The organism is Clostridium sp. Cult3 (assembly GCF_021655115.1).
Classification (GTDB): Bacteria; Bacillota; Clostridia; order Tissierellales; family Tepidimicrobiaceae; genus PPXY01.
Genome location: NZ_PPXY01000023.1, coordinates 14,194 through 40,104, shown reverse-complemented (window position 1 = coordinate 40,104; position 25,911 = coordinate 14,194). Strand labels below are relative to the sequence as shown.

The 25,911-nt window shown below is 33.0% G+C and carries 30 protein-coding genes; all 30 read left to right on the top strand.

Annotated features, from left to right (window positions below):
• Nucleotides 1–16: 16 nt before the first annotated feature.
• The 30 genes from fliM (at nucleotide 17) to C3E88_RS05610 (ending at nucleotide 25,898) form a co-directional block, all read left to right on the top strand.
• Entirely contained in the window at nucleotides 17–1,009 is a 993-nt protein-coding gene (gene fliM / locus C3E88_RS05755) for a flagellar motor switch protein FliM (RefSeq protein ID WP_236909213.1), read from the top strand.
• Entirely contained in the window at nucleotides 1,002–2,141 is a 1,140-nt protein-coding gene (gene fliY, locus C3E88_RS05750; protein WP_236909212.1) for a flagellar motor switch phosphatase FliY, read from the top strand. Before fliM ends, fliY begins: the two co-directional genes overlap by 8 nt.
• Nucleotides 2,142–2,173: 32 nt before the next feature.
• Complete coding sequence (locus tag C3E88_RS05745; protein ID WP_236909211.1) at nucleotides 2,174–2,536, top strand: response regulator; 363 nt, start codon at nucleotides 2,174–2,176, stop codon at nucleotides 2,534–2,536.
• A 2-nt stretch (nucleotides 2,537–2,538) separates the two neighbouring features.
• Nucleotides 2,539–3,048 (top strand): flagellar biosynthetic protein FliO, encoded by a 510-nt coding sequence (locus C3E88_RS05740; RefSeq protein ID WP_236909210.1) that lies wholly within the window; start codon nucleotides 2,539–2,541, stop codon nucleotides 3,046–3,048.
• Nucleotides 3,032–3,790, top strand: coding sequence for a flagellar type III secretion system pore protein FliP (gene fliP, locus C3E88_RS05735; RefSeq protein WP_236909209.1), 759 nt, complete (start codon nucleotides 3,032–3,034; stop codon nucleotides 3,788–3,790). Before C3E88_RS05740 ends, fliP begins: the two co-directional genes overlap by 17 nt.
• Nucleotides 3,791–3,800: 10 nt before the next feature.
• Nucleotides 3,801–4,070 (top strand): flagellar biosynthesis protein FliQ, encoded by a 270-nt coding sequence (fliQ, locus tag C3E88_RS05730; protein WP_236909208.1) that lies wholly within the window; start codon nucleotides 3,801–3,803, stop codon nucleotides 4,068–4,070.
• A 16-nt stretch (nucleotides 4,071–4,086) separates the two neighbouring features.
• Nucleotides 4,087–4,863, top strand: coding sequence for a flagellar biosynthetic protein FliR (gene fliR / locus C3E88_RS05725; RefSeq protein ID WP_236909207.1), 777 nt, complete (start codon nucleotides 4,087–4,089; stop codon nucleotides 4,861–4,863).
• Between the two features lie 4 nt (nucleotides 4,864–4,867).
• Nucleotides 4,868–5,956, top strand: coding sequence for a flagellar biosynthesis protein FlhB (flhB, locus tag C3E88_RS05720; protein WP_236909206.1), 1,089 nt, complete (start codon nucleotides 4,868–4,870; stop codon nucleotides 5,954–5,956).
• 11 nt (nucleotides 5,957–5,967) lie between these two features.
• The gene (gene flhA / locus C3E88_RS05715) at nucleotides 5,968–7,995 is read left to right on the top strand and encodes a flagellar biosynthesis protein FlhA (RefSeq protein WP_236909205.1); all 2,028 of its coding nucleotides are present in this window, start codon (nucleotides 5,968–5,970) and stop codon (nucleotides 7,993–7,995) included.
• Nucleotides 7,992–9,083, top strand: a complete 1,092-nt coding sequence (locus C3E88_RS05710) for a flagellar biosynthesis protein FlhF (protein WP_236909204.1) — start codon at nucleotides 7,992–7,994, stop codon at nucleotides 9,081–9,083. The genes flhA and C3E88_RS05710 overlap by 4 nt, the downstream gene beginning before the upstream one ends.
• Nucleotides 9,067–9,957 (top strand): MinD/ParA family protein, encoded by an 891-nt coding sequence (locus tag C3E88_RS05705; RefSeq protein ID WP_236909203.1) that lies wholly within the window; start codon nucleotides 9,067–9,069, stop codon nucleotides 9,955–9,957. Before C3E88_RS05710 ends, C3E88_RS05705 begins: the two co-directional genes overlap by 17 nt.
• Before the next feature lies 1 nt (nucleotide 9,958).
• Complete coding sequence (locus C3E88_RS05700) at nucleotides 9,959–10,624, top strand: flagellar brake protein (RefSeq protein ID WP_236909202.1); 666 nt, start codon at nucleotides 9,959–9,961, stop codon at nucleotides 10,622–10,624.
• Nucleotides 10,625–11,671: a protein-glutamate methylesterase/protein-glutamine glutaminase gene (locus C3E88_RS05695; protein ID WP_272878451.1), complete on the top strand. Its 1,047-nt coding sequence runs from the start codon at nucleotides 10,625–10,627 to the stop codon at nucleotides 11,669–11,671. It abuts the gene before it with no gap.
• A gap of 2 nt (nucleotides 11,672–11,673) precedes the next feature.
• Entirely contained in the window at nucleotides 11,674–14,049 is a 2,376-nt protein-coding gene (locus C3E88_RS05690) for a chemotaxis protein CheA (RefSeq protein ID WP_236909201.1), read from the top strand.
• Nucleotides 14,050–14,062: 13 nt separating this feature from the next.
• On the top strand, nucleotides 14,063–14,494 hold the full coding sequence (locus tag C3E88_RS05685; protein WP_236909200.1) for a chemotaxis protein CheW: 432 nt from the start codon (nucleotides 14,063–14,065) through the stop codon (nucleotides 14,492–14,494).
• A gap of 13 nt (nucleotides 14,495–14,507) precedes the next feature.
• The gene (locus C3E88_RS05680) at nucleotides 14,508–15,116 is read left to right on the top strand and encodes a chemotaxis protein CheC (RefSeq protein ID WP_236909199.1); all 609 of its coding nucleotides are present in this window, start codon (nucleotides 14,508–14,510) and stop codon (nucleotides 15,114–15,116) included.
• A 1-nt stretch (nucleotide 15,117) separates the two neighbouring features.
• Nucleotides 15,118–15,600 carry a chemotaxis protein CheD gene (locus C3E88_RS05675; RefSeq protein WP_236909198.1) on the top strand — a complete coding sequence of 161 codons (483 nt, stop codon included), beginning with the start codon at nucleotides 15,118–15,120 and terminating at the stop codon, nucleotides 15,598–15,600.
• Between the two features lie 23 nt (nucleotides 15,601–15,623).
• Entirely contained in the window at nucleotides 15,624–16,370 is a 747-nt protein-coding gene (locus C3E88_RS05670) for a FliA/WhiG family RNA polymerase sigma factor (RefSeq protein ID WP_236909197.1), read from the top strand.
• A gap of 13 nt (nucleotides 16,371–16,383) precedes the next feature.
• Nucleotides 16,384–17,796, top strand: a complete 1,413-nt coding sequence (locus C3E88_RS05665) for a DUF342 domain-containing protein (RefSeq protein ID WP_236909196.1) — start codon at nucleotides 16,384–16,386, stop codon at nucleotides 17,794–17,796.
• 10 nt (nucleotides 17,797–17,806) lie between these two features.
• Nucleotides 17,807–18,121: a hypothetical protein gene (locus C3E88_RS05660; protein WP_236909195.1), complete on the top strand. Its 315-nt coding sequence runs from the start codon at nucleotides 17,807–17,809 to the stop codon at nucleotides 18,119–18,121.
• A gap of 28 nt (nucleotides 18,122–18,149) precedes the next feature.
• Nucleotides 18,150–18,611 carry a hypothetical protein gene (locus C3E88_RS05655; RefSeq protein WP_236909194.1) on the top strand — a complete coding sequence of 154 codons (462 nt, stop codon included), beginning with the start codon at nucleotides 18,150–18,152 and terminating at the stop codon, nucleotides 18,609–18,611.
• Between the two features lie 141 nt (nucleotides 18,612–18,752).
• The gene (gene rpsB, locus C3E88_RS05650; protein ID WP_236909193.1) at nucleotides 18,753–19,460 is read left to right on the top strand and encodes a 30S ribosomal protein S2; all 708 of its coding nucleotides are present in this window, start codon (nucleotides 18,753–18,755) and stop codon (nucleotides 19,458–19,460) included.
• 74 nt (nucleotides 19,461–19,534) lie between these two features.
• Nucleotides 19,535–20,182, top strand: coding sequence for a translation elongation factor Ts (gene tsf, locus C3E88_RS05645; protein WP_236909192.1), 648 nt, complete (start codon nucleotides 19,535–19,537; stop codon nucleotides 20,180–20,182).
• A gap of 78 nt (nucleotides 20,183–20,260) precedes the next feature.
• Entirely contained in the window at nucleotides 20,261–20,977 is a 717-nt protein-coding gene (gene pyrH, locus C3E88_RS05640) for a UMP kinase (RefSeq protein ID WP_236909191.1), read from the top strand.
• Between the two features lie 2 nt (nucleotides 20,978–20,979).
• On the top strand, nucleotides 20,980–21,537 hold the full coding sequence (gene frr, locus C3E88_RS05635; RefSeq protein WP_236909190.1) for a ribosome recycling factor: 558 nt from the start codon (nucleotides 20,980–20,982) through the stop codon (nucleotides 21,535–21,537).
• 51 nt (nucleotides 21,538–21,588) lie between these two features.
• Nucleotides 21,589–22,332, top strand: a complete 744-nt coding sequence (locus tag C3E88_RS05630; protein ID WP_236909189.1) for an isoprenyl transferase — start codon at nucleotides 21,589–21,591, stop codon at nucleotides 22,330–22,332.
• Nucleotides 22,333–23,112 carry a phosphatidate cytidylyltransferase gene (locus C3E88_RS05625; RefSeq protein ID WP_236909188.1) on the top strand — a complete coding sequence of 260 codons (780 nt, stop codon included), beginning with the start codon at nucleotides 22,333–22,335 and terminating at the stop codon, nucleotides 23,110–23,112.
• Nucleotides 23,113–23,132: 20 nt separating this feature from the next.
• Nucleotides 23,133–24,146, top strand: coding sequence for an RIP metalloprotease RseP (gene rseP, locus C3E88_RS05620; RefSeq protein WP_272878450.1), 1,014 nt, complete (start codon nucleotides 23,133–23,135; stop codon nucleotides 24,144–24,146).
• 4 nt (nucleotides 24,147–24,150) lie between these two features.
• Entirely contained in the window at nucleotides 24,151–25,200 is a 1,050-nt protein-coding gene (gene ispG, locus C3E88_RS05615; protein WP_236909186.1) for a flavodoxin-dependent (E)-4-hydroxy-3-methylbut-2-enyl-diphosphate synthase, read from the top strand.
• A 23-nt stretch (nucleotides 25,201–25,223) separates the two neighbouring features.
• The gene (locus C3E88_RS05610) at nucleotides 25,224–25,898 is read left to right on the top strand and encodes an MgtC/SapB family protein (protein ID WP_236909185.1); all 675 of its coding nucleotides are present in this window, start codon (nucleotides 25,224–25,226) and stop codon (nucleotides 25,896–25,898) included.
• Nucleotides 25,899–25,911 lie beyond the last annotated feature (13 nt).

The following is a 25,911-nucleotide window of genomic DNA, read 5'->3' as shown; positions in this document are numbered from 1 at the left end:
GGGGAGGTGGAGGCCATTGTCTGAAGTACTATCACAAAATGAAATTGATGCACTACTTCAAGCTTTGAGTTCTGGAGAAGTAGATGTCGAAGAAATACAAGAGGTAGAAAGTTCAACCAAAGTAAAAAAGTACGATTTCAGGAATCCACAAAAAATAGCAAAGGACCAATTAAGAACATTGGAAATAATCCATGAAAACTTTGGTAGACTACTCCAAACATTTTTGTCTGGATACTTAAGAGCACCAGTCAAGATATCAATTTTAACTGTAGATCAATTCGCCTATAATGAATTTAGCAATGCAATCTCTAATCCAGCATTTTTAAGCATAATTGATTTCAGACCATTGAATGGTCAAATCCTCATGGATATATCAACAAATGTTGTATACTCCATATTAGATAGGCTTTTAGGTGGAGACGGTACCGAGAAACAAGAAATTAGGGCATTTACTGAAATAGAATTATCATTGCTAGATAGTATGATAGAAAAGATAATGCCTATTATCCAAGAAGCTTGGGGTAATGTAATCCAATTGAAACCAACGTTAGATAAGATTGAAGTCAATCCACAATTTGCTCAAATAGTGCCTCCGAATGAAACTATTGCTCTTGTGACCTTGAATATAGAAGTTGGTTCAACAGAAGGAATGTTAAATGTTTGTATACCCCATCTTGTTATCGAACCAATATTAGATAAACTTAGTACTAAATATTGGTTTTCAACAGAACAGAAGGAATTATCCGAAAAGGAAATGTTGGCTATAAAGGAAAGAATGTTAGAGACAAGAGTGCCAGTAAAAGTTGAATTGGGTTCAACTTTTGTGAGAATAAGAGATGTTTTGGATTTGCAAGAAGGAGATGTAGTAAAATTAAATAGAAGCACAGATGAAAGGGCTAGGGTTAGAATTGGCTCCCAGATCAAATTTTTAGGCGATATTGGTGTATCTAGAAATAAGATGGCAATTAAAATAGCAAAGGTTGTAAAGGATGGTGATGAATATGACTAAAGACATGCTTTCGCAAGAAGAAATTGATTCTCTACTAAAAGGTACAGAGGATATAAATGAGGATTATGTTGAAAATGATGTAGTATCGGAAATTGAAAAAGATACAATAGGCGAAATTGGCAATATAAGCATGGGAACTGCTGCAACAACTTTATCCACTCTATTAAATAGAAAAGTCATAATTACAACTCCAACGGTTACAGTAACTACTACTGGAGAGCTTTCCTACGAGTATCCGATTCCATTTGTTGCAGTTGATGTAAAGTATAGGGAAGGATTTGAAGGTTCAAATGTATTGATGATAAATGTAGATGATGTAAAAATAATAACCGACATAATGTTGGGAAACAATGAAATAGATACAGATAGGGAATTAACAGAGTTGGATTTAAGCGCTATATCGGAGGTAATGAACCAGATGATGGGTTCCGCATGTACTTCTTTATCGGAAATATTTATGAAAAAAATAGATATTGAGCCTCCAAAATCATATGAAATAACTTTTGATGAAGGAAGGGAAACTTTAGAAGTTTTAAAAAGTTCTGATCCTATAATTAAAGTGTCCTTTAAAATGATCGTTGATGATTTAATAGATAGTGAACTTATGCAATTAATACCTTTAGAATTTGGACAGGATATGGTAGAAAATCTATTAGGGGATACTTCTCAAGATCAAGATGTAGAGACCGCAAATTCTATGGATTACGAAGATGAATATAATCTAGATAGTCCAAATAATTTAGTAGAAAAGGGTATAGATAGTTATAATGCAACTATAGAAGAAACGCCTATAAGGGAAAAAGAGTTTGATAAAGATAAAAAAGACCCTGTAGTCATTAAAAAACCGCAGTTTGAAACCTTTGACACCGATGTTGATGTCAGTTATAATGAATCTATTGATTTAGTTGGTGATATACCAGTTGAGATTACTGCTGAACTAGGAAGAACTACCAAAAAAATTGGTGAGATATTAGAATATGGCCCAGGTACTGTAGTGGAATTGGATAAGTTAGTTGGGGAGCCTTTGAATATCTATGCAAATGGAAAATATATTGCAAAAGGAGAAGTCGTTGTAATCGATGATAATTTTGGCATAAGAATAACGGATATAGACAATTCCTATGGCAAGTAACGGGTAATAAAATTTCAAAGGGAGGAATCAATATGGCAAAAGGAATTTTAATCGTAGATGATGCTTCATTTATGAGGATGATGATAAAAGACATCCTCACAAAAAATGGTTTTCAAGTAGTGGGAGAAGCTGAAAATGGAGTAAAAGCAGTAGAAAAATTTAAAGAACTAAACCCAGAATTGGTTATAATGGATATTACAATGCCAGAGATGGATGGAATTCAAGCTGTAAGGGAAATAAAGAATATAGATGGAAATGCAAAAATAGTAATGTGTTCTGCAATGGGACAGCAAGCTATGGTTATAGAGGCAATACAAGCAGGGGCTAAGGATTTTATTGTAAAGCCCTTCCAAGCTGATAGAGTCATAGAAGCTGTAAAAAAGGTCTTGAGCTAAGAATGGACAATAGTAAGCAAAGATTTAGCCTAATATTCATTATGGCATTATTAACAAAGGATATAGCATATGCTGTAGGTCCAGACTATGGCATGGGAAAGGCTGTATTTAAGCTGATATTCTATACGGTAATATTTATATTGGTAATAATAGCAGCAATTTATGGTACTAGGTTTATAGCTAAAAGCTCTAAAAAGTTTGTTAATAGCAAATACATGAGGATTGTTGATATTTTACATCTAGATGCTAATACAAAAATAACATTAGTAGAGATAAAAAATTATATATATGTGTTTGCTATTAGCAACAACAACATTGAAATGGTAGATAAATTTCCTAAAGAGGAAATAGAAACAACTATAGATTTTGATGAACAATTGGACAAGTATAAAAATATGAATGTAGACAATCGAACTTATATAAATAGATTTAAAAGTAATATTAGTAAATTTTTTATCAAAGCTAATAAATTAATTGATAAGGAAGACGAAAACCATGAAAAAAAGTGTTAAAGTTCTTTTACTTGCAATTACAATAGTAATTTTAACCACAGGAGTTACTTACGCACAACCAGAGATGTCTTTATTTGGGAAAAACATAAGATTAGAAGATAGCAAAGACCCTCAAAATTATGTATTTTCTCTTCAAATACTATTTGTTTTAACCATACTTACATTAGCACCTTCTATATTGATAATGATGACTAGCTTTACACGAATTATAATCGTATTGTCATTTATTAGAAATGCATTAGGTCTTCAACAAACACCTCCTAATCAGGTGGTTATTGGTTTAGCTTTGTTTTTAACATTTTTTATTATGGCGCCTATTGCTACTCAGATAAACAATGATGCGATACAACCCTTCCTAAAGGAGGATATAAATCAAGAAGTAGCTATTGAAAGGGCAATGGATCCAATTCGTAAATTTATGTTTAAGCAGACCAGAGACAAGGATCTAGGTTTATTCTTAAATATGAAGAATATGGAAGGGGTAAATAAATTAGAAGAAATACCTAATCATGTTTTGATACCAGCATTTGTCATTAGTGAATTAAAGACTGCTTTTCAAATTGGATTTGTAATATACATTCCATTTTTAGTTATAGATATGGTGGTATCAAGTACACTAATGTCAATGGGTATGATGATGTTGCCACCTGTTATAATATCATTACCTTTTAAAATTTTATTGTTTGTATTGGTTGATGGGTGGAATTTAATAGTTAAATCTTTAGTATTAGGCTTTAAGTAGAGGTGGTAAAATGAATCATGGTGATGTTTTAAAGTTAGCTCAAGATGCAATAAGGACTATTTTGGCAGTTTCAGCGCCCATGCTAATTGTTAGTTTAATCGTTGGATTAATAGTTAGTATCTTGCAGGCTGTTACCCAAATTCAAGAGGCAACACTAGCCTTTGTACCTAAGATCGTTGCTGTATTACTGTCTTTGCTCATATTTGGACCTTGGATTTTAAAAGTTATCACTCAGTTTGCAACGGATTTGTTAAACAACATTAATCTTTACATACAGTAGATAGGTGGTTACAATAATGTATACTTTTGACCTATTATTAGATAAATATGAACTTTTTTTGCTGGTATTAGTTAGGACCTCTGGGATATTCTTAATATCTCCTTTTTTTAGCTCCCAGAATGTACCTAATATTATGAAAGCTGGTTTTTCTTTTATATTATCTATTCTAATAACTTTAACATTAGATATTGGTCCTGACTATTTAGAATTAAACTTTGCTGTCTTAATTGCTAAGGAATTGATGGTTGGTTTTATCATTGGATTTATTAGCTATGCATTTTTTTCAACTTTTTATGTAATGGGACAGATAATAGATATGAAGATTGGTTTTGGAATGATAAATGTAATGGACCCTCAGCATAAGGTGCAAGTGCCTTTAATGGGTAATTTCTATTATATATTAGCTTTCCTGCTTCTATTATCTATAAATGGTCACCACACCATTATTAATGCATTGGTAGATAGCTATGAATTTATACCCATCGGTAAATTTACCATTGGAGAGACTTCAGCTTTTATGCTGATAGATGTTTTGTCTAAATCCTTTGTAACTGGTTTTAAATTAAGTGCACCTGTAGTAGTTATAATATTTTTAACGGATTTACTACTGGGAATATTATCAAGAACTATACCTCAAATGAATGTATTTGTTGTTGGTATGCCTTTGAAGATATTGATTGGGCTAATAATTATTAGTGTGTCAATTCCTATTTTTTATACTATGGCTACGGGAGTTTTTAATGAAACTATTGAGGAAATCTATTACTTTTTTAGATCCTTTGTAAAAGGATGATATTATGGAAAAAAAGATTGATTTACAGCTATTTGCAGAAGCTGAGAAAACGGAAAAAGCAACGCCTAAAAAGAGAAGGGATGCAAGAGAAGAAGGGCAGGTTTTACATAGCAGGGAAGTAACTGCAGCCTTTATTCTTTTTACGACATTTTTAGTTCTAAAAGTATATGGAAAGTATGGATTTAACTATCTTTTGGAATATATGACAAGGGTTTATAAAAATATTGAAAATATTGACCAGTTATTTTATGAAAACAATTTAATGATTGGATTTACAAAGACCGTAGGAATTTTTTTTGGTTTAGCAATTCCTATTTTAATTACAGCCTTTATAGCTGCCTTGGCAATTAACTATTTACAAGTAGGATTTTTATTTACTACTAAACCTTTGAAAATAAAACTGGATCGAATAAATCCAATAGAAGGATTTAAAAGGCTATTTTCTAAAAGAGCATTAATGGAATTGTTGAAGTCTATTTTAAAAATACTTCTAATCGGATATTCTGCCTATTCTTTTATTAAGAATAACATTACACGTATTATAATCTTACCAAGGCTAGAACCTACGATAATTTTCAGGAATATTGCAGATATATCTTTTAGTTTTGGCATTAGGATTATAGGAGTGTTAACTGTCCTTGCTTTTTTAGATTATCTATTCCAGTGGAGAGAATATGAGAAAAACCTAATGATGACTAAACAAGAGATAAAAGAAGAGTATAAACAAACGGAAGGAGATCCTCTAGTTAAATCTAAGATAAGAGAGAATCAACGAAAGATTGCAATGTCAAGGATGATTCAAGAAGTACCAAAGGCTGATGTTATTATAACCAATCCTACTCATATAGCTATTGCTATAAAGTATGATAGGGAAAGGTACCATGCGCCTTATATACTGGCTAAAGGTGTTGACATAATTGCTGAAAATATAAAAAGAGTTGGAGAAGAGAATTCTATACCAGTAGTAGAAAACAAACCTTTAGCTAGGGCTTTATATGATTCTGTAGAGATAGGGGATGTAATCCCGGAAGAATTATATGAAGCTGTTGCTGAAGTTTTAGCTTATGTATATAGTTTAAAAGATGATTATTAGGGGGAAAAAGGATGAAGTTTGGTGATATAGTTGTTGCGTTAGGGGTTATTGCAATAGTTATAATAATTATTATACCTATTCCTAAATTTTTACTAAGTATTTTATTGAGCTTAAATATAGCTTTTTCTTTGCTTGTACTATTAATATCTATGTACTCAAAAGATGTACTGGAGATATCTATTTTTCCATCTTTGCTATTGATTGCAACCTTGTTTCGCCTCTCCCTTAACATATCAACTACTAGGGGAATATTAAAAGATGGAGATGCGGGAAGGGTAGTAGAAACCTTTGGAAAATTTGTAATACAAAATGATCCAGTTGTTGGATTTATTATATTTATTATTATCGTAATCGTTCAGTTTGTAGTTATAACAAAAGGAGCAGAAAGAGTAGCGGAAGTATCAGCAAGATTTACTTTAGATGCTATGCCTGGAAAGCAGATGGCTATAGATGCTGATTTAAACTCTGGCTTAATAACGGAAGAAGAAGCGTTAAAAAGAAGAAAAGATGTACAGAGATATGCGGATTTTTATGGTGCTATGGATGGAGCTACTAAATTTGTAAAAGGTGATGCTATTGCTGGAATAATTATTACCATTATTAATATAGTAGCAGGTTTAGCAATTGGAATTTCAAATGGTATGGCCTTTAGGGAAGCTATGCAGAGATATACATTGTTAACTGTTGGTGATGGTCTAGTTAGCCAAATACCTGCATTGTTAATTTCAACTGCTACCGGTTTGGTAGTAACTAGGGCAGCCTCTGAAGCCAATTTAGGACAGGATTTAATAGAACAACTATTTGGAAACAACCCTAAATTGCTATATATAATCGCAGGCTTGATGGTGTTTTTAGGAGTTTTTACACCTTTACCTACACCAACATATGTGATTTTGGGAATGACATTTGCTTTTTTAGGCTACTCCATGAGCAAAGCTGTTAAAGAAGAATTTGTAGAACCTGTAGAAGAAATATCAGAAGCTGAAGAGTTAAGGAAGCCCGAAAATGTTTTAGGTCTGCTGAAAGTAGATGATATAGGGTTGGAATTTGGATATGGGCTAATACCCTTAGCAGATATAAATCAGGGAGGCGATTTATTAGATAGAGTCGTTATGATACGGAGACAAATTGCCATGGAACTAGGATTAATCGTGCCAATTGTACGTTTAAGAGACAATATTCAATTAAATCCTAATGAATATGTCGTTAAAATAAAGGGGGTCCAAGTAGCTAAGGGGGAAGTGTTATTTGACCATTATTTAGCTATGGATCCAGGTACTGGAGAAGGTGACATTGAGGGAATTGATACCATAGAGCCAGCTTTTGGTCTTCCAGCTAAATGGATTACCGAAAAGGAACGGGAAAAAGCTGAAATATTTGGATATACAGTAGTAGATCCACCTTCTGTTATTGCAACCCACTTAACAGAAGTAATAAAGGAAAGGGCCTTTGACCTAATAGGAAGACAAGATGTACAGTTGTTAATAGACAATGTTAAAGAAGAATACCCTGCTGTTGTTGAAGAAGTAGTTCCCAAAGTATTGACTATAGGTGAAGTGCAGAAGGTTTTATCTAATCTTCTAAGAGAACAGATTAGTATCAGGGATATGGTAACCATATTAGAAACCTTAGCAGACTATGGTAGTGTAACTAAAGACACGGACTTACTTACTGAATATGTTCGGCAACGATTGTCAGGATACATCACTAATAAGTATGTTGATAATAGTGGGCTAAATGTAATAACATTGGACAGTGAGGTAGAAGAAATAATAATGAATTCAATTAACAGAACTGAGACAGGTTCGTACCTTTCTCTAGAACCAAATACTGCTCAGAGAATATTGAATAACACTTTAAAATCAGCACAAAAATTAACTGCTATTGGAGAACAGCCTATTGTATTGACGGCTCCTATAGTAAGGATTTATTTTAAACGACTAACGGAACAGATTACTAGAGATTTAATAGTTTTATCCTATAGTGAAATAGAGCCATCGGTAGAAGTTCAATCTGTTGGGATGGTGAGCTTACGATGAAGGTAAAAAAATTTTTTGGAGCAACGAACCATGAAGCAATACTAAAAATGAAAAAAGAACTAGGGCCAGATGCAGTTATCTTGAGCACTAGGACCGTTAGGGAGAAGGGGATTTTGGGTTTTTTTAAAAAACCAAAGGTTGAAATTGTTGCAGCTTTTGAGGAAAAGGATTTATTACATTCTCAAAAGCCTAGTGATAAATTTGATAAGATAAATAGGGAACTTAATAACTTGAAATACATGGTTGAGGAAATATCTCAAAATGTATCACAAAAACAATATGAGTTGCCAGAAGAACTTGTAAACTATCACACTAAACTGATTGAAAATGGTGTAGAGTATTATACTGCTACTTCTATTTTAAAAGTATTAGGACAACAGGTTAATCTTGAGGGCAAAGACGAACAAGCAATTAGAAACATTGTCAAATATACTTTAATGGAATATATAGGCGATGCTAAACCCTTGGATTTAAAAAAAGGGGTTCAAAAGACTATATTTTTTATAGGACCAACAGGAGTTGGAAAAACTACAACATTGGCAAAGTTAGCAGCTCAACTGGTCATGGAAAATGAATATGATATAGGCCTAATAACTTCCGATACTTATAGGATTGCAGCTGTAGAACAATTAAAAATTTATAGTGATATATTAGAATTACCATTAGAGGTTGTTTATGATGATGAAGATATGTATAAGGCTTTGGTTACATTTAAGGATAAGGATATAATACTAGTAGATACTGCTGGAAAGAATCATAAAGAAATTGATAAAGATGATGGTATTATAAAGACGATGAATTCCATCAATAATAAAGAGACTTATTTAGTTATTAGCGGAACTACGAATTACAACACATTAAAGTCAATAATACACCACTATGAATTTATTGAAGATTATTGTATTATTTTCACGAAAATCGATGAAGCAGAAGGCTATGGAAATATCTTAAATGCTAAATATTTAACGAAAAGACCAATATCATATATAACTACAGGCCAAAACGTACCCGATGATATAGAAATATTTGATAGAGAAAAGACAGTATGTTGGCTTATTGGGGAGAATGTATATGAAAGATCAAGCTGAGAAATTAAGAAACATCATGGAAGGAAAAAATAATAAAAAAAAGAACTCTATAACAAAAAATAAAGCCAAGGTATTAGCTATTACCAGCGGAAAGGGTGGTGTTGGCAAGACTAACTTTGCTATAAATTTAGCTATCTCTTTGAAACGTTTAGGATATAGAGTATTAATACTTGATGCAGATATCGGATTAGCCAATATTGAAATATTGACGGGCACAAATATGAATTATACTATTGCAGACCTAATTAAAAAAGACAAGGATATATTTGATATAATCGGAGAAGGACCTGAGGGACTAAAAATTATATCTGGTGGTTCTGGAATCTATGAGTTATCGATGATGAGTGATAAAAACATCAATATACTATTAGATGAAATGGAAAAACTTGAACATGAAATGGATTATATAATTATAGACACTGGTGCTGGAGTTTCTAATGTTGTATTAGACTTTGTAATGGCTTCTGATGAAACAATACTAATAACTACGCCAGATCCAACTTCTTTAATGGATGCCTATACTATAATAAAGGCTTTGACAACTAATGGTTATAAAGGTAAAATAAATGTAGTTGCAAATATTGTCGAGAACAGGGTGGAGGCCAATAATATTTTTAATAAGCTCAATAAAGTATCTAATAATTTTTTAGATGTGGAATTGTTTTATCTAGGATATCTCCAAAGAGATAATATTGTAAATAAAGCTGTTAAAAACCAGCAACCTTTTTTATTACTTAACCCTTCGTCTAACATATCTAAAAAGATAAACATTATGGCGTTGAAGTTTGTCAATCCTTCAAAACACGATAACTTGAAAAAGAGTGTTGGATTTACTCAAAAGCTAAAAGAACTGTTGTTTGGAAGAGGTAGATAAGATGAGCAAAAGAAAAGATTGTATAGGTATCGGAGATCGGATTGAAATCGTTAGAACATCTCTTAGAGGGGAAAAATCCTACCCTAGCCAAGTGTTGGATATTACCCCAGAAGGCAACTTTGTAGTAAGTGGACCTATTTGGCAGAACCAAATAATTCCAATACATAAAGGTGAAAAGATTAAGATAAGCTATATTGTAAAAGATAAAGGTAGATATGCTTTTGAAGCCATAGTTACAAGAAGAGAATACGAGAACATCTATAATCTAGAAGTTCAACAAAAATCTGATATTAAAAAGTATCAAATGAGGCGATATTATAGATTCGAAACTTCAATTCCAGTGGCAAAAGAATATATGATCAAATCAAAGAGACATGAGGAAGTCATTGTGGAGCAATGCAAGACCAAAGATATAAGCGGCAGTGGTATTAAACTATATTCGAACTACAAGCATAATATAGGAGATATTGTTAGATGTATATTTGAAATTGATGGACAAGTTATCAATGTTAAAGGCAAAGTATTAAGGGTAGAAGAAATAGATACTTTCGATTACATTTATAGTTTGGGAATAGATTTTATTGATATTAGTGAAGAAAATAGAGATATTATAATAAAATTTATATTTAGGGAAGAACGAATTTTGATAGAAAAAGGATTGATCTAATTGATAAAACTACTAGTAGTAGATGATTCTCTATTTATGCGTAAAATATTAACAGATATATTACAAGAAGACGAAGAAATTTCCGTAGTAGGTGAAGCTAAGGACGGGAAGGAAGCTTTGGAAAAAATTCCCTTATTGAATCCGGATGTTATTACTTTAGATATTGAAATGCCTATAATGGATGGAATAACAACTTTAAAATATATAGTTGAACAATATCATATTCCTGTAATAATGATTAGTAGCTTGACAGAGGAAGGAGCTTGTCATACTTTAAAAGCATTAGAAATGGGGGCAGTAGATTTTATTGCAAAACCTAAAAATATATTTGGAATAAATGCTGAGCCTATAAAACGTGAAATAATAAACAAGATAAAATCTGTCGCAGAATCTAAAGTTAAGCTTAACAATAACAAAAGGAATATACCTAAAATCACTAGACAGGACTATGCCCGATCTATCATGACAGATGGGTATGAATATATAGTAGCAATAGGTACTTCAACAGGTGGTCCTCGAGCATTACAAAGTGTAATACCTTTATTGCCTGAAAATTTAAATGGAGCTATATTGGTTGTACAACACATGCCACCTAATTTCACTAAATCATTAGCAGATAGATTAGATGTATTATCTAGTATTAAGGTGAAAGAAGGAGAGAATGGAGATGTTTTAAAAAGGGGGCATTGTTATATAGCGCCTGGTGATTTTCATATGAGAATAAGGAATGAAGATGGACAAAACATCATTAGGCTTAGCAAGGAACCACCTATAAAAGGCCTAAGACCTGCAGTAGACATACTAATGGAATCGATAGCTAGATTAGAACATTATAAAAAGATAGGGATTGTTATGACGGGAATGGGTATTGATGGTTCCAAAGGTGTTATTCAAATAAAAAAATCAAAAGGTTATACTATAGCTCAGGATAAAGACTCTTCCGTAGTATTTGGTATGCCTAAGTCTGCAATTGATACTAATCATATCGATAAAATAGTTCCTTTGGACAATATTGCTCACGAAATTGTGAGTATAGTGGGGGTGTAATTATGGATCTAGATTTTAATCAATATGTAGACGTATTTGTAGAGGAAACGAAAGAACATCTACAAAATATGAATGAAGCATTGTTAGAACTTGAAAAGGATATTACCAATGAATCTCTAATTAATGAGATATTTAGAGTTGCCCATACCTTAAAAGGTATGGCAGGTACCATGGGATTTACAAATATCGCTAACTTAACACACGAAATGGAAAATGTACTTCAGGAAATTAGAAACAATACTATTACCCTCGATGAAAGCATAATAGATATTATATTTGAGTGCTTTGATAACCTAGACTATTCTGTTAACTTTATAGCCGTTAATGGTGAAGAAGCTGAAGATAGTCATGAAGATTTAGTAAATAGATTAAGAGCTATAATTAATAAAGATATAAAAGAGCCAGAAATATACGACGAAACCAAACTTAACAGTGTAGAAGATACAGAACTAAGTCAATATGCAATAAAAGCCATTCAAGAGGCGGAAAAGAGGGGATTGGTCTCATATAAAATAGATATAAGTTTAAATCCCCAATGCATGCTAAAGTCAGCTCGAGCCTTTATTGTCTTTAATACGCTAGAATCTATGGGAGATATAATATATTCCAATCCTTCAGTAGAGGACATTGAGGATGAAAAGTTTGATTTAAGTTTTACTATTGTATTGATTTCGCAAGAAAATCAAGAAACAATACAAAAAGGATTAGAGAGTATAGCCGAGATTGATAGCATCCATATAAATACTATGAAAGATAAAGATTTTACTGGGTATAAAAAGAATATAGGCATGAAAGAAAAGAAACAAATAGGGGAATTAGATGAATATGTACTAAATCTGGTAGGTGAGGCAAAGAACAAAGGATTGACCTCATATAAAATAGATATAGGTTTGAATTCTCAATGTATGCTAAAGTCAGCTAGGGCTTTTATTATTTTTAATACATTAGAATCTATGGGAGATATAATATATTCTAATCCTCCGGTAGAGGATATTGAAGATGAAAAGTTTGATTTAAGTTTTACAGTTATTTTGATTGCCAAAGTTGACCAATATAAGTTGAGGAGGGAATTGGAAAGTATAGCTGAAGTCGATAGTGTAGCACTTACTCCAGTAGAAGAAGTTAATGTGGGATTGCAACGAAAAGGAATAAATCTCAAAACAAAAAGTGATGATAAAAAAACTAGCGGTGTTTCAAAAGATAAGAAATCTAATATTGTAAGTCGAGAAAATAGAATCGGAAAAACTGTCAGAGTAGATATTGATCGTTTGGATAATTTAATGAACCTTGTATCGGAGTTAATAATAATAAAGACTAGAATGGATGATTTAAGCGAAACATCTAATAAGGATAATATGGTAGAAGCAATTGAATACTTAGAAAGGATAACTACAAGTCTTCATGATGCAGTCATGAAAGTACGAATGGTACCTATAGAGCGAGTATTTAATAGGTTTCCACGAATGGTACGGGATTTATCTAAGGAGCTAAACAAGGAGATAGATCTTCAAATGTCTGGCGAGGATACAGAAGTGGATAGAACCGTTATTGACGAAATAGGAGATCCTTTGATTCACATAATTAGAAACTCTATCGATCATGGTATAGAAATGCCACAGGAGAGGGCTCAACAAGGCAAGCCAAAAGAAGGAACTGTAATACTCAAGGCCTACCCCGATGGCAATAATGTGGTTATTGAAGTTGTTGACGATGGAAGGGGTATAGATTCTACGGTAATTAGAGACAAAGCAATACAAAAAGGAATTATAACTGAGCAGGAAGGAGATATGCTTAGTGAAGAAGAGATAATTGCTTTATTATTTACTCCGGGATTTAGTACCTCCAATGAGGTTTCTGATATTTCAGGGAGAGGTGTAGGTTTAGATGTAGTTAAAAGTAAGATAGAATCAATAAATGGATCTGTTGAAATAGATACAAAACTTCACTCTGGAACTAAATTTATCATTAGAATTCCTCTGACCCTTGCAATTATACAGGCATTATTAGTTAGATTAGGGGATGAAATATATGCTATACCTCTAAGTTCCATTACGGAAATTACGGATATCAAAAAGGATAGTATTAGAAACATCCAAGGTCAAGAAATAATGTTGTATAGAGGGAAAACAATTCCTGTAGTGAAACTAAATCAGCTTATGAACATTGAGTCTAATGATTTTTCTGATGAATATGTAGTGGTAGTAGTACAAAAGGGAGAAAAACAAGCAGGTTTATTGGTAGATAGCTTAATAGGTCAACAGGAAATAGTTATAAAGCCTATGGGCAAATACCTATCAAATATAAAATATCTATCAGGAGCTACCATATTAGGGAATGGTAGTATTTCGCTAATACTAGATGTAAATTCATTGATATAAAGGAGGACCGGCTATGTCTTCTGAAGCTGAAAATAAATATGTAATATCTAAATTAGGTGAAGAATATTATGGTTTACCTATATATAATGTAATATCCATAGAAAAGATGGGCAAAACCACTAGGGTGCCTAATGCACCCGATCATGTTACAGGTGTAACTAATTTAAGAGGTGAAGTAATTCCCGTAATAAATTTGAGAAGAAAACTAGGCATGGAAGAACAAGAGGTAGATAAAAACTCTCGAATAGTCATCGTTACGGTAGATGATATAGTTGCAGGATTAATCGTCGACTCTTCTTCGGAGGTGTTAGAAATCCGTAAGGAAAATATAGACAAGCCTCCTACAAGTGAAAATAACAAATTCATAGAATATGTAAGTGGAATAGGTAAAACCTCAGATAGGTTAATTATCCTATTAAACCTATCTAAAATATTGGAATATTAAGGGAGCGCTAACTATGGATGTGGAAAACTTAAACAATATGATGATAGATGTATTAGGAGAGATAGGTAATATTGGCTCTGGAAATGCCGTTACAGCCTTATCGAGCATGTTGTCTAAACGTGTAGATATGAGTGTGCCTCAGGTAAGAATTTTAGAATTTAATGAGGTTGCAGCGGTATTGGGGGGAGAAGAGGAACTGGTTGCTGGTATATATCTAGATCTTAATGATGAAGTTGAGGGAAATATAATGTTTATATTGGATATAGAATCGGCTATCAATTTAACCAATATGTTATTAAATAGAGATTACACCGTAGAGGAATTAGATCCTATGGCCATCTCTGCGTTATCAGAGGTGGGTAATATATTAGCTTCTTCCTATGTTAATTCTTTGAGTGCTTTAACGGGACTAAAAATAACAGTTTCTGTACCATCTTTAGCCATAGATATGGCAGGAGCGATTTTAAGTGTACCGGCTATTCAATTTGGTTGTATCGCTGATCAAGTTTTATTTATTGAAACTGTATTTGAGGAAGGGGAAAATACTGTAAAGGGCAATCTGTTTTTATTACCGGATATGAGCTCTTTTGAAAAAATACTATCGAGTTTAGGGGTATTGTAATATGGGAGTTATTAAAGTTGGAATGGCAGATTTAAACGTGATTAAAGCACCTGGGATATTGACAACTCTTGGCTTAGGTTCATGTGTAGGTATAGCTTTATATGATAAACCTAATAGAGTTGCAGGTTTAGCTCATATTATGTTACCTTCTAGTAAGGAGATAAAAAACAACGAAAATAAAGCTAAATTTGCTGATACGGGTATTGAGTTATTGATAGCAAGGATGGTTAAAGAAGGGGCTGTAAAAGAGAGACTAATTGCAAAGATTGTTGGTGGTGCTCAAATGTTTTCCTTTAACAACAATAGTAGTATATTAAAAATTGGAGAAAGAAACATACAAGCTACCAAAGAAAAGTTAAAGGAATTAAACATTAGAATCATCTCTGAGGATACTGGTGGAAACTATGGTAGAACTATTGAGTTAGATGCAGAAGACGGTTCATTATTGGTAAAAACAATTGGACATGGCGTTAAGGTCATTTAGTTTCCTACAGGGAGGTAATTGTAGTGAATAGGGATGAATTATGGTTAAAATATTCGAAAACAAAGGATAGAGAAATAAAACAACTAATAATTGAAGAATATTTAGATTTAGTAAAAATAATGGCAGGTAGAATGTATAATTACTATGCTAGCAAGGTAGAATACGATGATTTGGTAGGCTTTGGAGTAATGGGGCTAATAGATAGTATTGAACGCTATGATATTACTAAAAATATAAAATTTGAAACTTATGCTCAAATTAGAATAAAAGGAGCTATTATAGATAATATAAGGAAGTTGGATTGGATTCCCAGATCTTTAAGAAAAAGGTCTAAAGAAATACAAGATGCCATGATAAAGTTAGAAAATGATTTGGGAAGAACACCATCTAATATTGAATTAGCAAAATATTTAAACATTTCATTAGATGCGCTAGAATCTGCATTGGCCGATATATCGACGTTCAACATTACATCCTTAGAGGACATACTAATCAACAAAGGGGAGCATAATATTGAAGATGAAAATAAAACTGATACACCGGAACAAATATACGAAGATAAGGAATTAAAAGAAATACTAGTAGACACAATAGATAGACTGCCAGTAAAAGAAAAGACAGTAATATCTTTATATTATTATGAAGAATTAACTTACAAGGAGATTGGGTATATTTTAGAGCTGTCAGAGTCTAGAATATCGCAGATACATAGTAAGGCTATATTAGGGCTTAAAAACCAACTCATAAAAGAAGGGCTTATTGAAAGCTGATGGGAGGTATTATATGTTGAAAATTTCTCCAAATATAATACTTGATATTTCTAGGGATGGAATGAATGGATTTATTACATTGGTTCAGGACGAAGGCAATAGTGTTTTGGAAAGAAAGTCTCAAGGAGATCTAAAATATAATCAAATACATATAGAGAAGATAATTAATCAAGTAAAGGATATTATTAAGGTAGGGTTAAAAGAGGACGAATTGAAAAGGTTGCTACAAAATGAGTATTACGGTGAAAGGACCTGTATTGCCAAGGGAATAGAACCATTGAATGGGAAAGACGGGTATATAAAATATCACTTTGATGTAGAGAAAAAACTAATTCCAAAGTTATTAGAGGATGATACTGTTGATTATAGGGAATTGGGAATCATCAATAATGTAAAAAAAGGAGATATATTAGCTGAGCTGGTCCCCCCTTTAGAAGGACAAAATGGATACAAAGTAACTGGAGAACCAGTACCCTATAAGAAGGGAAAAATCCCAAGACTTAGATTTGGTAAAAATGTTAGACTTCTGGATAATGGAATGTATTTAGCATCCGAAAAGGATGGGTTAGTGGAATTAAAAGATGGAAGGGTTATTGTATCTGAAGTATTTGAAGTAGATAATGTGGACAACAAGGTTGGAAATATTGATTTTAATGGTACCGTTATAGTAAAGGAAAATGTTTTAAATGGATTTCAAATAAGAGCTGAAGGTGATGTAGAAGTTAGAGGAGTGGTGGAAGGCGCATATATTGAAAATAATGGAGATATAGTAGTTAAACAAGGTATACAAGGTTATAATAGGCTAACTATAAAAACCAAGGGGAATGTGGTTACGAAGTTTGTTGAAAATGCTATATTAGATGTTGGGAGAAATATTGCAGCTGAAGCTATTATGCATAGCCAGGTTAGCAGTAAAGACAGTATAACCGTACTGGGAAAGAGAGGGTTAATAGTAGGTGGTGTATGTAGAGCTGGAAGAGAGATTAGAGCCAATACCATAGGTTCTACTATGGCCACGGTGACTGTTTTGGAGGTAGGCGTAGACCCTAATACCAAGTTAAGAATCGAAGAGTTAAAAAACAGTATCGATACTATAGAAGATAATTTAGGCAAGATTACAAAATCCTTAGTTTTGTTAGATAATCTAAAGAAGACTAATCGTTTAAATGATGAAAAGGCACGGATGTATGTTAGATTATTAAAAACAAAAGATAGCTTATTAAATGAGCTACAAAAGCTAAAAGATGAGTATGAAATTATAAAAGTTAATATGGACAATGTAAATAGAGGTAGAATAAAAGTAGCAGAGACTGTATATCCTGGAGTAAGAATAATCATAGGAAGTAGCACTTTTTATGTGAGGGATGAATTGGAAAGGTGTACTTTTTACAGGGATGGAGGGGAAATAAGAGTAGGTCCCTATTAGGAGTGATTTTATGTCAATTAGACCTGTTGACTATACTAGTTTGGTTTCCAAAGCTCAAGAGGTATCTAAAGTAAAACAAATAGAAAATGACAAACCAAAGGTCCAAGCAGAGCAAGGGCTTGTACAGCAGGAAAGACGGATAAAACAGGATATTAGCAAAGTTCGGGATACCAACAAAACAGAGAATTCTACAATAGATACAAACAAAAGGAATAAGAATAATAAGAATCAATATAAGAGGAAGCAAGATGATGGAGATGAAGAAAAGAAAAAGGATAATATAGACAATGATAGTATTGGCGGAACTATAGATATTAGAATATGATTTGAGGTGCATTATATTGAGCATTCTATTGATAGCTATTGGAGTAATATGTATTATTTTTTCCTTAGTGTATATTAATAAAATTACAAAAGAAGAGAAAGATATTTATGATGAATTAATTCATATTCATCACAATATCAAAGATTATTATCTTTTTATCGAAAACAGTCTTGAAAGTTTTGAAGAATTAATAGATTTAAGTTTAACCAAGTTTGAAGATTTTAAAGTGAATGTTGGAGCTAATAAAGAAGAGAAAAAAGAATGTGATAATTCTAACAGAGATGGGGATATCAAACAACTGGTGAAGAAACCTGTAACAAAGAATGACATTAATAAAACCAACACATTAACTATAGAAATATATGATGAAATTGTAAGCTTAAATAATAAAGGATTTTCTGTTGAAGAAATTGCAAAAAAATTAAATAAAGGTATTAGAGAGGTAGAAATAATAAAAAAAATTCAAGATAATCTATATGGAAATAATTAATTGTAATATATTGATTAATAGCTTTGTATATGGTATACTACTAGAGTGATTACACACATTCCTTGATACTTAAGGTAGTGCCTAAGGGTTCCTTAGGTAGATGATGGGAGTGGAGGAATAAAACTTGGAGGTGAATAGAATATGTCAGTTATTACTATGAAAGGTCTTTTAGAGGCGGGAGTTCATTTTGGGCATCAGACTAGAAGATGGAATCCCAAGATGGCTGAGTATATTTTTACTGAAAGAAATGGAATCTATATTATAGATTTGCAAAGGACAGTAAAAAAGGTAGAAGAAGCTTATGACTTCATGAAAGAAATTGCTGCTGAAGGTGGTCAAGTCCTATTTGTTGGGACTAAGAAACAGGCTCAAGAAGCAATTGAAGCTGAAGCTAAAAGATGTGGCATGCATTATGTGAACCAAAGATGGCTTGGAGGAATGCTTACCAATTATAAGACTATCAGGAAAAGGATCGATAGGCTTCATGAGCTAGAAAAGATGGAGGAAGATGGAATATTCGATGTTTTACCTAAAAAGGAAGTAATACAACTTAACCACGAAAGGGATAGACTTGAAAAATTCCTATCAGGTATTAAAAACATGGATAGAATTCCAGATGCATTATTTGTAGTAGACCCTAGAAAAGAAAGAATAGCAGTAAACGAGGCAAGAATACTTGGCATACCTGTAGTAGCTATAGTGGACACTAATTGCGACCCAGATGAAATCGACTATGTAATACCAGGAAATGATGATGCAATTAGAGCTGTTAAATTGCTAACGGAAACTATGGCGAACGCTATATTAGAGGGTAAACAAGGTGAACAAATAGAAGATGTGGAAGAATAAAAAAAGGGTAAGGGTTTAAAGGGAGGTATTCCCTTACGGCTCTTACCATTTTTAACAATAAGAGGAGGGATTAGATGAGTATTAGTGCTGCACAGGTAAAAGAGTTGAGAGAGAGAACTGGAGCTGGAATGCTTGACTGTAAAAATGCTTTAGTAGAAACCGATGGGGATATTGAAAAAGCGGTTGTTTTACTTAGGGAAAAAGGGTTATCAAAGGCTGCTAAAAAATCAGGAAGAATAGCAGCTGAAGGTTTGGTTGATGCATATATACATGGTGGTAGAATTGGAGTTTTAATAGAGGTTAATTCCGAAACTGATTTTGTAGCAAAAACTGATGAATTTAAGGATTTTGTCAGGGATATGGCTATGCAAGTAGCAGCTTCGAGCCCAAAATATGTAAGTAGGGAAGATGTTCCAGAGGAAGAAGTAGAAAGAGAGAAAGAAATATTAATCCATCAAGTTGTAAATGAAGGAAAACCAAAGCATATAGCTGAAAAAATAGTTGAAGGAAGACTGGAGAAGTTTTATGAACAAATATGCTTATTAGATCAGCCTTTTATTAGAGAGCCAAGTATCAAGGTACAAGATCTGTTGAATGAAAAAATTGCTAAGATAGGTGAAAATATCAAAATTAGACGATTTGAAAGATATGAAGTGGGAGAAGGTTTAGAAAAAAGAGAAGAAAACTTTGCTGATGAAGTAGCAAAGCAGATGAATATGTAATTTAATGGAGAACAACTAGTTGTTCTCCATTTAAATAAGATATAAGACAACTTACCAACTATACAAGGGAGGGTTTGTATGACGGAACCAATTTTTAAGAGGATTGTGCTAAAACTAAGTGGTGAGGCTTTAGCTGGTGATAAAGGACATGGAATAGATGCTGAAACTGTTAATAGGATTTCTAAAGAGATTAAGAGTTTACAGGATATAGGAGTAGAAGTAGCGATAGTAGTAGGTGGCGGTAATTTTTGGAGAGGCAGGAGTGCAGAGACAATGGATAGGACAACTTCTGACTATATGGGAATGTTAGGTACAGTAATAAATGCTTTAGCTCTACAAGATGCTCTAGAAGACATTGGAGTTATAACAAGAGTTCAAACAGCTATTGAGATGAGACAAATTGCTGAACCATACATAAGAAGAAGAGCAATACGCCATCTTGAAAAGGGTAGAGTTGTTATATTTGCAGCTGGTTCCGGGAATCCCTATTTTTCAACAGATACTGCGGCTGCATTAAGGGCCGCTGAAATAGAAGCAGAGGTAATTTTGTTGGCTAAAAAGGGAGTAGATGGAGTTTATGATTCTGACCCATATATTAATTCATCTGCTAAAAAGTTTGACACCCTAAGATATATTGATATTCTAAATATGGGGTTAGGGATTATGGATTCTACTGCGACTTCTTTATGTATGGATAATAAAATACCATTGATAGTTTTTGGTATTGATGAACCTAATAATATTATTGATGTAGTATTAGGGAAAAAAATAGGTACTCATGTAAAGGAGGAGTAAATATGTATTTAGATATTCATAAGGAAGCAGAGGAAAAGATGAAAAGAACGATAGCTGTTTATCAAGAAGAACTTCAGGGGATTAGGGCGGGAAGAGCAAATCCAGCTTTATTGGACAAGATTACTGTGGATTATTATGGTACCAATACGCCTTTGAATCAAGTGGCCAGTGTTTCAGCACCAGAACCAAGATTGTTGGTTATTAAGCCATGGGATGTAAATTTAATTCCAGCAATTGAAAAAGAAATATTGAAGTCGGATCTAGGATTAAATCCATCAAATGATGGCAAGTTGATCAGATTACCAATCCCAATGCTTACTGAGGAAAGGAGAAAGGAATTAGTAAAACTTGTTAGAAAAAATGCAGAAAATGCAAAAATTGCAATAAGAAATACGAGAAGAGAGTCCAATGATACAATTAAGAAAATGGAGAAAGATAAAGAAATAAGCGAGGATGAGAGAAAGTTAGCTGAAGATGAAATGCAAAAGATAACAGATAGATTCATAGAAGAAATAGACAAAATAACCGACAAAAAAGAAGAAGAATTACTGGAGATTTAAGTTTTCCCCTTCTGATTTGGAAGGGGTTTTTGATGATGGGGGGGCAGTATCATGAACAAAAAGGAACTATTAGAACTAAAAAATAAGATAGATATAAACAATATCCCTAATCATGTGGCAATTATTATGGATGGTAATGGAAGATGGGCAAAGAAAAGATTTTTACCTAGAACTGCAGGTCATCAAGAAGGAATGAAGCGTGTAATTGAAATTGTGGAGGTGGCTGAAAAGCTTGATATAAAATATCTATCCCTATATGCTTTTTCAACTGAGAATTGGAAACGACCAAAAGATGAAATCGATGGACTTATGAAACTACTAGTTCAATATATAAGAAGTGAGCTGGATAGAATACACAAAAATAATGTAAGGATTCAAACTATGGGAGATATTAGTAAACTACCCAAAGTTCCTAGGCAAGAAGTAGAAAAAGCCGTAGAAAAAACAAAAAACAATACGAACATGATTCTTAATATTGGATTAAATTATGGAGGTAGGGATGAAATTCTCCGTGGAGTAATGAATATTTTAGAAGATATAAAAATGGGTAAAATAGATGAAGAGGATATAAATACAGAAACTTTTTCCAATTACCTATATACTAAAAATATACCAGATCCAGATTTATTAATAAGGCCAAGTGGTGAATTGAGATTAAGTAATTTCATGTTATATCAAATAGCCTATACGGAATTTTGGTTTTCGGATATTTACTGGCCTGATTTTAAAGAAGAACATTTGTACAGAGCCATTATTGACTATCAAAAAAGAAACAGAAGATTTGGAGGAATTTAAGTGAAAGAATTATTAATGAGAACGGTTACTGGTTTAATTTTAGTTCTATTAACGGTATTAGTAGCTTCAAAAGGTGGAGTTCTCATGGCCTATTTTACCTTTCTATTATCCATAATTGGTTTAAGAGAGTTTTATAATGCCATTGAGGGCCAAGATGTATCTCCGATAAAACCTATAGGATATATAAGTTGTGTATTATTTTTGTTCCACTGGTTAGATTACGAGAGGTTTTCTTTGATGTTTATATTGTATTTTTCCATAATAGCACTATTAATATCACTAATATTCATTAATAATAAGACCTTTTATGATATTAGTATAACTTTTTTCGGGATTTTTTACATACCTTTCTTATTCCAGCATATCCTATATTTAGGTGGAAGCATATATATATGGTTAGTATTTATCATAGCTTGGGGGACGGATACTTCTGCCTATGTATTTGGGAATCTATTTGGTAAGAAAAAGTTATGTCCTAATCTCAGTCCCAACAAGACTATAGAAGGTTCTTTAGGGGGGATATTAGGGCCTGTATTATTGACCTATATATTTGCTAAATACTTAAAATTAGAACATATTTGGAAACTAATACCACTATCTATAATAGGAAGTATAATGGCTCAATTAGGAGATTTATCAGCATCTAAAATCAAAAGAATCTCCAATATTAAGGACTTTGGTTTCATAATACCTGGACATGGTGGGGTATTGGATCGATTTGATAGTATATTGTTTACAGCTCCTCTTGTTTATTATTATGTAAATTGGTTTATATTGTAAAAAAATAGGTGGTGATTAAATTGCTAACAGCAATAGCGGCAATATTTGTCTTTTTGATGGTAATATTATTTCATGAATTTGGACATTTTATAGTTGCAAAATTAGTCGGTATAAAAGTTAATGAATTCTCTATTGGCATGGGGCCAAAGATATTTCAAAAGAAAAAGGGAGAAACAAAGTATACCATTAGAGCTTTGCCTATAGGTGGGTATGTAAGTATGGAAGGCGAAGATGAAAATTCTGATGATCCAAGGAGTTTTAGCAAAGTTTCGGCTCCATCTAGAATAGCAGTTGTAGCAGCTGGGGCAATTATGAATTTTGTGTTGGCAATAATTGTATTTTCTATTGTATCATATAGTATGGGTATGCCAACCACCACCATTTTGGAAACCATCGAGGAGTCACCAGCAGAAAAAATTGGTATACAAAGTGGGGACCAGATATTAAGTATAAATGATAAAGAAACTAATAATTGGGATAGTGTTGTTGATGAAATAAGCAAATCTATTCCTGGTGAAGATATGACCATAGTACTATTACGGCATGGAGAAAGTATAAAGTATACTATAAAGCCTGAAACAAATGAGGAAGAAAGGACCATTATTGGTATAGTACCAGAACTCCATAAATCTTTTTCATCGTCTATAAAGGGTGGTTTTCAAAAGACTGGATCTATGCTAAAGCTCATGTTTGAATTTATTAGGATGGCTTTTAGGGGGCAGGTAAGCACTAAGGATCTTTCTGGTCCTGTTGGTGTTATATATGCCATAGGTGAAACAGCTAAATATGGCATTGTAAACTTATTATATTTGCTTGGATTTATTAGCGTTAATTTGGGTTTTTTCAACCTTTTACCTATACCAGCTTTAGATGGAAGTAGGATCATATTTTTGATTATTGAGATAATCAGGGGTAAACCAATAGACCCCGAAAAGGAAGGGTTTATCCACTTTGTAGGTTTTGCTTTGTTAATTGTTTTGATGATAGCTGTTACTTATTCAGATATTATTAGATTTAATCTATTTAGAAGGTGATTTAATGGAAAGAAAAAAGACTAAGAAAATCATGGTAGGCAATGTGGCAGTTGGTGGGGGGAGTCCCATTACAGTTCAATCCATGACTAACACCAGTACTAAAGATATAGTGAGTACGGTAAGTCAAATTAATAAATTAGAAGAGGCGGGTTGTGATATTATCCGCGGAGCTATAACGGATTTAGAAGATGCAAAAGCTGTGAGGAAGATTAAAGAAAACATAAGGATACCTTTTGTTGCTGATATACAATTTGATTATAGATTAGCCATTGCAGCTGTTGAAAATGGCGCTGATTGCCTAAGGATAAATCCTGGTAATATTGGTTCAGAGACTAGAGTAAGGGAGGTTGTCAGTGCTTGCAAAGAAAGAGAAGTGCCAATAAGGATAGGAGTAAACTCTGGTTCTATAAAAAAAGAATATCTAGATAAATATGGTGGAGTAAACGAGAATGCTATGGTATATAGTGCATTAGAACAGATAAGATTACTCGAAAACTTAAACTACGAAAATATGAAAATATCTCTAAAGGCTAGTTCTGTACCTTTGACTATTAAAACCTATGAAAAAATATCTGAAATCATTAATTATCCCTTGCACTTAGGAGTTACTGAAGCTGGCCCAATATGGAGAGGCACAATAAAATCGGCTGTTGGCATTGGTACTTTGCTTTCCATGGGAATTGGAGATACTATCAGAATATCCTTAACAGGAGATCCATTAGAAGAGGTAAAAGTAGGAAAGGAGATCCTAAGATCATTAGGCCTATTAGAGGAAGGAGTTGAGATCATATCATGCCCTACCTGTGGCAGGACAAATATAGATCTTTTTAAATTAGTAGATAATGCAGAAAAGCGACTAGAGCACATTAAAAAACCTCTAAAGGTAGCAATTATGGGCTGCCCTGTAAATGGACCTGGTGAAGCTAGGGAAGCGGATATAGGTATTGCAGGAGGACAAGGAGAAGGATTGATATTTAAAAAAGGCGAGATTATCAGAAAAGTAAAGGAAGAAAATTTAATAGACGAACTGATTAAAGAAATAGAAAACCTTTAAATATTCTGTAGAAGGGTGTTTTTATGCTAAATAATAAACAGGTTGTTACTAGACTTGTGGTTTCCATAATACTATCAGGCTTTATTGGTTTAGATAGGGAAAGTACAAAAAAACCTGCAGGATTGAGAACCCATATGTTAGTATCTTTAGGTTCTACGTTGGTAATGCTATTATCACTATATTTAAATTCAATGTTTACTAGTATTGAAGGTGGATATTATTCTGATAGATTATCAGCGCAAGTAATAAGTGGTATTGGGTTTTTAGGTGCTGGGACTATTTTGCGTAGAGATAGTGGTATAGTAACAGGCCTGACGACGGCTGCCAGTTTGTGGGTTGTTGCTACTATTGGACTAGCAGTAGGCGCAGGTTTTTATCTAGGAGCTATACTCACCACAGCCTTGGTAGTTATTACCTTAATGGTTTTTCAAAAGGCAGGTAAAAGAATTAGGCCGAAGGGCTATCATATTTTTTCTCTTAGTATAATCTCTATTGACAAACCTGGACAAGTTGGGAGAATTGGTCAGATTCTCGGCAACTACGATGCTAATATATTGAGCATTGATTACGAGCATAAAGACGATAATTTAATAGAGATTGATCTTGAAATAGCAATGAAGGAACCGAATATTAAATACAATTTACTTAACTCCATTATGAGTATTGAAAACATAATAGAAGTATCCCATAGAAGTTGAAGGGGAGGCTAGA